A 7439-nucleotide genomic window follows, 5' to 3' on the forward strand; every position below is an offset into this window, starting at 1 on the left:
CTGTAAAGATGCAAAAATATAATTGGGGAATTTTAGGAACGGGCTGGATTGCTCATGAAATGGGTGATGCTTTAAAAAGAGTTCATGATGAAATCTATGCTGTTTGTGATGTAACGATCGAAGGAGCAAAAAAATATCAAGAAGAATATGGTGTTGTTAAAGCTTATGGAAATGTAGATGAGATGTTAGATGATGAAAATGTTGATATTGTGTATATTGCAACACCTCATAATTTACATTATGAAATGATGATCAAAGCTTTAAATAAAGGAAAACATGTATTTTGTGAAAAAGCGATTACTGTAAATGAGCGTCAATTAGAAGAAGCTGTAGCAATTGCTAAAGAAAAGAATTTAATTATTAGTGATGGAACGACTTTATTGCATATGCCTTTATATCGTAAAGTTAAAGAGATCATTACAAGTGGTAAATTGGGTAAAGTGAAAATGATTCAAGTTAATTTTGGATCATGTAAAGAATATGATGTGAAAAATCGTTTCTTTGCTAAAGAATTAGCGGGTGGTGCTTTATTAGATATCGGTGTGTATGCTGTATCATTTGCTCGTTATTTTATGACTAGTAAGCCTAATGTTGTTTTAACAACTGCAAATTATTTTGAAACAGGAGTTGATGAAACTTCAGGAATCGTTTTAAAAAATCCTGATGAAGAAATGGCAGTTATTTCACTTACAATGCGAGCTAAACAGCCAAAAAGAGGAATGATTGCTCTAGAAGAAGGTTATATTGAAATTTATAATTTTCCTCGTGGTAATAAAGCAACGATTACTTATACTGTAGATGGGCATAGCGAAGTAATCGAATTAGGTGATACTGATCTGGCTTTAGATTATGAAGTAAATGATATGGAAAGATATATTACGGAAAATGACGGTAAAGAAAATTTAACTTATGTCCGTGATGTGATGGCTACTTTAACAGCAATTCGTAATCAATGGGGTATGGTATATCCGTTTGAATAATGGAAATACGGCAGACTGCTTATTTGGAATTGCTGGCTAATAGATATCCTAGTCGAGAAGCTGTAATTGAAGAAATAATTAATTTAAAGATGATTCTATCAATGCCTAAGGGAACAGAATATTTTATTAGTGATATTCATGGTGAGGATATTAAATTTAGGCGTATCTTGAATAACTGCTCTGGCGTTATTCAAGATAAGATAGAAACGATTTTTAAAGATCTATCAAAAGAAAAACAAACGGCTTTATGTATGTTGATATATGAACCAGAAAAAACAATTGAAAAAGTAAAAAAACAGAATAATTGGAATTATTATCATGAAAGTTTAATTTATCTAGTTCTTTTAGCTAAAGAGTTGAGTTCTAAATATACACGTTCAAAGCTTAAAAAAATGTTTAGTAAACAATATGCATATTTGTTTGATGAATTGTTAAATGGTCAAAACATTAAAAATAATGAACAATATCATGAAATAATTGAAATCTTAGCAACGGTTGATAAATGTTATAGCTTTTTGATCGAAATGTGTAATTTAATAAAAAAGCTGGCAGTAGATCAGCTGCATATCTTAGGTGATTTGTATGATCGAGGACCACGTGGCGATAAAGTGATTGATTTGTTAAAAACATATCATTCGGTTGACATTCAATGGGGCAATCACGATATTTTAATGATTGGAGCAGCAGCTGGAAATAAGTGTTGTATAGCGATGGTAGTTTTAAACGCCTTTAAATATGACAGTTTAGAAATGATTGAAAATGGTTATGGTATTAGTTTGAAAAAAGTATTTCAAGAAGCACGATCATTATATCCAGATATGTCCATGATTGCTGCTTGTAAAAAACTAATGGCAATAATCATGTTTAAATTAGAAGGTCAAATTATCATGGCTCATCCAGAATACCAACTGAATGATAAATTATATCTTGATAAGATCATTGATAATAAAATAATGATCGATAATCACTTATATCCATTAAATGATAGTGATTTTAAAACTATCGATCCTGCTTGCCCATATCAATTAAATGATATAGAGACTGAAATTATTCAAGAATTAAATAAAAATTTTAAAAATAGTTCCAAATTACATAATCATATTAAGTTTCTTTTAAATAATGGCAGTGTCTATAAGATATGTAATCATAATTTATTGTTTCATGGCTGCATTCCTTTAGATTTTTATGGTAATTTTATATCTGTTGATTTGGGTAATCAAAAATTAGCAGGGAAAAAATATTTTGATTATTTAGATCGTAAAATAAGAAGCGGTTATCTTGAAAAAGATAAAGATGCGATTGATTTATATTGGTTTTTATGGTCTGGGCGGCTTTCACCGTTTTGTGGTCGTGATCTTAAACATTTCATACGAATGTTTGTCGACGATCCAAAATTAGGAAAAGAGAGATCTAATGCTTATTACATGTATTTAAATGATGAAAATGTATGTATGAAGATTTTGAAAGAATTTTCAATTAATAATGGTCATATAATCAACGGACATACACCAGTTAAAATTAAAGATGGTCAATCACCTGTCAAGGCAAATGGAAAACTGGTTGTTATAGATGGTGGGTTTAGTCCCCAATATTATCAGCAAACAGGGAATTCGGGATATACATTAATTAGTGATTCATATAGTTTAATGCTAAGAAGCCATTGTCATGAAATTACATGGCAAACGACTTTAAAAGATGAATTAATAGAAAAATATTCTAAACGGTTATTGATCAAAGATTGTGATAACGGTAAAAGAATAATGGAAAGAATCAAAGATTTAGAATTGCTTCTACAAGCATATCGTGATGGGGTAATTCATGATATGATGATCAGTGATGAAGAAACACTGAATTGATATACTATTAATTAAAAATGAGATGACATGTATTGTGTGATCTCTTTTTGTTTTTATATGCTGGTTTTGTTAGAAAGTAAAAAATGAAACTATTATGATTTGATCCAAATACTAAAAAATTAGTTTGTTGATAAAATATTTTTATTTTTAATTAGAAATAGAAAATTATTATTAAGCATATCGTAATAAAGTTATTCGTGATATAATGTTTAATAGTGAAAGCAATATTAATTTAGGGTACTGTAAAAAATGCCTGTTTTAGGCTTTTTTTGTTGAATTGAGATATTTTGAAGTGGTGTTAAAATTGGGAGGGAATAGTTATGGATGAGTTTTATCAGGAAATCAATGCAATATTTTATTTGAAATGGATCATGCTTCAAGGGAAAAAATATAATTTGCAAACAAAATATGCTGATAGAAAGCAAACTGTCGTTATTGTAAAAAATAATGCCGTAGAAGGAAAAATAATTTATTATGGTAATGGGATATTTGAACAAGAATTGATCGATTGCCAGAATCATAAGAAAATATTTTATTTGCATTTCCGATTAACTCATATGAATCACGCTGTTGAATTATTTAAAGAAATGGCAAAGTGTGCTGTTGACGCAGTCAATAGACCGCAGTTTCGAATTTTACTTTGCTGCAGCGGGGGTTTAACGACAAGTTTATTTGCTAGTAAGATGTTAGAACTGGCTGAATTTGAAAATCTCCCTTATGAAATTTCAGCAGTTGGCTATGCTAGATTATTTGAAATAGCTGATGAATATGATGTTATCATGTTAGCTCCTCAAGTAAGTTATTTATTACCACAAGTTAAGTGTCGCTTAGAAAACAAAGAAATTTTAACTATTCCAGTACGCATATTTGCAACTAACAATTTCTCTGGGGCTTTAAAACTGATAAGTGATATATTTGAAAATAAAAAGATGTAAGTGTTCTTTTAAGATATAAAAAAGGATCAGGATTTTGTAGTAATTAACTGCATTTCTTGATTTTTTGTTTGATATTAATTAAATTGGCTGCTGGTGAGTTTTTAATTATAAGCTTGTTAGTAAAAATATATTTACAAGAGTTTTAAATAAAAGATGTTTTTTTGGTAATAATTTAAATAGGTGATTTTGTGTTAGAAGAAGATATTGAATTATTGATCATGTGTTTAAAAGAATATATAAAAGATGTAGATGGTGAAGAGTTTAAAAAGATTTTTTTGGGATATGTAGAATATATGGCCAGAAATTACGATCAAGATTGTATTATTGATGAATATGATCAAATGATGCAAGCAACAACAAGGTTTGTAAGTAAGCATCATTTAAATCTTGATAAATTATCACCATTTAAACGAGATCTATTGTGTCGATGGGTAAAGGCTGGTTATGAAGAAAATGATATTTTAAGATTATATTATTTTAATGATAAATTTAATTCTTTGGAAGTATTTATTGAAATGATTGAAAATAAATACTTGTAAAAAATAATAATTTTGGTAAGATATAGGTGAAAGTAGGTGGAAGGATGTATAAATTTTCTTGTTAAAACTTAAGATAACAGTTGTATTAATACTGTTTTTTGGGCGCAAGAAAATATATCCTTAAAAATATTAATAATCTAATATTCTTTTTTAGCTGCAAGTATATATTTTCTTGTAGCTTTTATATTGTTAGGAGGGATATTAGATGGGTTTATTAGAGGTAAAGAATTTGACATTTGGTTATGATGATCAGATTGAAAATGTTTTTGATAATATTAGCTTTCAAATCGATACAAATTGGAAATTGGGATTGATTGGAAGAAACGGAAAAGGGAAAACAACATTATTAAATTTGTTTAAAAATAAATACAAGTATCAAGGATACATTAGTTCGGGATATACATTTGATTATTTTCCTTTTGCACTCAAAGATGAAAGTTTAAAAACAATTGAAATTATAGATGATATTTTAAATGATTATGAACTATGGCAGATAGAAAGAGAATTATCATTGTTAGATGTTGAAGATAATGTTTTATGGCAAAACTTTGAAACATTATCTAAAGGTCAGCAGACAAAAGTATTATTAGCAATATTATTTTTAAAGCCCCATGATCTTGTTTTAATTGATGAACCAACGAATCATTTAGATTATCATGGTAGAAAGGTTTTATGTGAATATTTGAGAAAGAAAAAGAGTTTTATTTTAGTGAGTCATGATTGGAATTTTTTAGATAATTGTATTGATCATATTTTATCCATCAATCGTAATAATATAGAAATTATTAAAGGTAATTTTTCGCTTTGGTACGAATTAAAAAATAAGCAGGATGAATTAGAACGCCAAAAAAATAAACAGTTAAAAAAAGATATTAAAAGACTACAACAAAGTGCTAGGCAAAATGAAGACTGGTCAAACAAAGTTGAAGCAAGTAAGAATGTGAAAGTTTCTGGACTTAAACCTGATAAAGGCTATGTAGGTCATAAAGCGGCAAAGATGATGCAGCGCTGTAAAAATGTCGAACGACGTCAAAATAAAATGATCAAAGAAAAAAAAGAATTATTAAAGAATGTTGAAGTAATCGAAAAACTGAAACTTGAACCTTTAAAATATTCAAAAAAATGTTTATGTCATTTAGAAAATATTAAAATAATTTATGATGATAGAGTGATAGTAGAAAATATTAGTTTTGATATAAATCAAGGAGATCGAATTAATCTAACAGGTAAAAACGGTTCTGGCAAAAGCAGTATCATAAAATTAATTATGAATGAAATAAAAGATTATCAGGGAAAAATTAGTTTAGGTACTAACCTAAAGATTGCATATCTTTTACAAGATGATAGTGATCTTAAAGGAAGGTTGGATGATTTTGCTAAAAAATATGATCTAGATATTAGTCTTTTTAAAACTATTTTACGAAAGTTAGATTTTTCTCGGGAATTATTTAACCAGGATATAGCTTTATATAGTAAAGGGCAAAAAAAGAAAGTGATGTTAGCAGGATGTTTGGCTAAACCGGCACATTTATATATTTTTGATGAACCGTTAAATTATTTAGATATTTTTACACGAATACAGATTCAAGAATTATTATTAGAATTTCAGCCAACTATTTTGTTTGTTGAACATGATCAATATTTCTGTGAACGAATCAAAACAAAAACAATTTCATTATCATAAAGAATACTGCTATAGTTATTTTTAAATAAATTTAAAATTTTAATATTTTATTTATTGAAATTATAGTATAATATTTTATAGCCAGTTGAAAAGGAGGATAATATAATGAAAAAAATTATAAAATTATTTTTTATATTTTTTATTGCTATCAGTATAACTGCTTGTGCTAACGAAGAAGACAAGACATTATCAATGAAATGGGGTAAAGAAAATAAATTTGATGGTTTAATTTCTTATGAATTAGAAAGTATTAGTAGTCCTAAGCAGATTACACCAGATTCACTAGGAACAGCCTATACTTTTTATAAACCTCAAAAAGATTCTAATGTATTATTAGACACTGTTATTAGTATGAAAAATTTAAAAACTAGTGATTTAGATATCAATAAAGATCTTAGCGCTTCATTTATGATCGGAGAAGATGAATATGTTGCATCAATTGCTACTGTGAGTGATGATGGAAGTTCATTAGAAGAAAATAGTGTAATTGCGAGTGAAACAATAAGTAAAGTACATTTTTATGCTGAAGTTAGTCCAAAAAAATTAAAAGATGAGATTGAATTTAAATTGACAACAAATGATGAAGAGAATCCGCAAACAGCAGCTTTAAAATTTAAGTTAGAAGATGTAAGCAAAAATTATGAAGTGAAAAATATGAATGATATCATTACACTTGAAAATCGTAGTGAAATAACTTTACAGTCTATTAATGTTACTAAAGAATTAGCACCAGCTAATCCTGGCGGGTTATATACTTTTTATAAAGTAAATGAAGATACTGACAGCTTTGTGGTTTTAACTACTTCTATTAAAAATATTTCTGGTAGTGATTTAACTGCAGGTAGTATTGCTGCGGCAAAATTATTGGACAAAGATGGTAATGAATATCCAGCTAGTATTTTTTGTGAAAATGAGGCACGTAGTGATTTGACTACTGGTAATGAGACTGTAATTAGTGCTGATCAAAGTGTAATGGTACATTTTGCTTTTGAAATGCCGGATGAAATTATTAATGATGAAAAGATGATTAGAATTTCTTATCAGGGTAAAGTATTTATAGTTAATATTTAAAGAAAATCAATAGTAAATTTTTACTAAATTCACTCCTTTTTATTTTATAGTATTAGTAAAAATATGTCAAGCAAAATTGAAAATGTCTTAAAAAAAGTTAAACATTAGCACCGTTTTCACGATGCTTCTGTTTTGCAAGGAACCCAAGAAAATCATCATTTCTCCAAGGATGATCAAGAGGAGGAATATATTTTTTCTTTGGTTTCTTTTCCTTTGGAATAGTATCAAATTCCTTTGAATATTTTTCGTGTTCAGGAACTTCTTTCATAATATAGATATTATCTAATACATTGACATACAACTTTCCATCAAATGCTTCAATAACCATACAATCAGATTTGTTCTTAAAGAAGCAAGGAATATCTCTATCTGTT

6 protein-coding genes and 1 pseudogene are annotated in these 7439 nt (G+C 28.0%); 6 read left to right on the forward strand and 1 reads right to left on the reverse strand.

Annotated features, from left to right (window positions below):
* Positions 1–8 precede the first annotated feature (8 nt).
* The 6 genes from BR82_RS0109810 (at position 9) to BR82_RS0109835 (ending at position 7065) form a co-directional block, all read left to right on the forward strand.
* Entirely contained in the window at positions 9–980 is a 972-nt protein-coding gene (locus tag BR82_RS0109810; RefSeq protein ID WP_027090041.1) for a Gfo/Idh/MocA family protein, read from the forward strand.
* The gene (locus BR82_RS0109815; protein WP_027090042.1) at positions 980–2836 is read left to right on the forward strand and encodes a fructose-bisphosphatase class III; all 1857 of its coding nucleotides are present in this window, start codon (positions 980–982) and stop codon (positions 2834–2836) included. The genes BR82_RS0109810 and BR82_RS0109815 overlap by 1 nt, the downstream gene beginning before the upstream one ends.
* A 320-nt stretch (positions 2837–3156) precedes the next feature.
* Positions 3157–3771 carry a PTS sugar transporter subunit IIB gene (locus BR82_RS0109820; protein ID WP_027090043.1) on the forward strand — a complete coding sequence of 205 codons (615 nt, stop codon included), beginning with the start codon at positions 3157–3159 and terminating at the stop codon, positions 3769–3771.
* A gap of 188 nt (positions 3772–3959) precedes the next feature.
* Positions 3960–4310 carry a hypothetical protein gene (locus tag BR82_RS0109825; protein ID WP_027090044.1) on the forward strand — a complete coding sequence of 117 codons (351 nt, stop codon included), beginning with the start codon at positions 3960–3962 and terminating at the stop codon, positions 4308–4310.
* Positions 4311–4515: 205 nt separating this feature from the next.
* The gene (gene abc-f, locus BR82_RS0109830; protein ID WP_027090045.1) at positions 4516–5994 is read left to right on the forward strand and encodes a ribosomal protection-like ABC-F family protein; all 1479 of its coding nucleotides are present in this window, start codon (positions 4516–4518) and stop codon (positions 5992–5994) included.
* A 105-nt stretch (positions 5995–6099) separates the two neighbouring features.
* Positions 6100–7065: a hypothetical protein gene (locus tag BR82_RS0109835; protein WP_027090046.1), complete on the forward strand. Its 966-nt coding sequence runs from the start codon at positions 6100–6102 to the stop codon at positions 7063–7065.
* Positions 7066–7162: 97 nt separating this feature from the next.
* Here BR82_RS0109835 and BR82_RS17265 read toward each other — a convergent pair.
* A pseudogene (locus BR82_RS17265) lies at positions 7163–7439 on the reverse strand (ISNCY family transposase); the annotation flags it as partial.

The organism is Thomasclavelia saccharogumia DSM 17460 (assembly GCF_000686665.1).
GTDB lineage: Bacteria > Bacillota_I > Bacilli_A > Erysipelotrichales > Coprobacillaceae > Thomasclavelia > Thomasclavelia saccharogumia.

What these genes read in the sequence shown, in the direction of transcription:
- BR82_RS0109810 (WP_027090041.1), top strand. Translation starts at nt 9, where the DNA reads ATGCAAAAATATAATTGGGGAATTTTAGGAACGGGCTGGATTGCTCAT.
- BR82_RS0109815 (WP_027090042.1), top strand. Translation starts at nt 980, where the DNA reads ATGGAAATACGGCAGACTGCTTATTTGGAATTGCTGGCTAATAGATAT.
- BR82_RS0109820 (WP_027090043.1), top strand. Translation starts at nt 3,157, where the DNA reads ATGGATGAGTTTTATCAGGAAATCAATGCAATATTTTATTTGAAATGG.
- abc-f (WP_027090045.1), top strand. Translation starts at nt 4,516, where the DNA reads ATGGGTTTATTAGAGGTAAAGAATTTGACATTTGGTTATGATGATCAG.
- BR82_RS0109835 (WP_027090046.1), top strand. Translation starts at nt 6,100, where the DNA reads ATGAAAAAAATTATAAAATTATTTTTTATATTTTTTATTGCTATCAGT.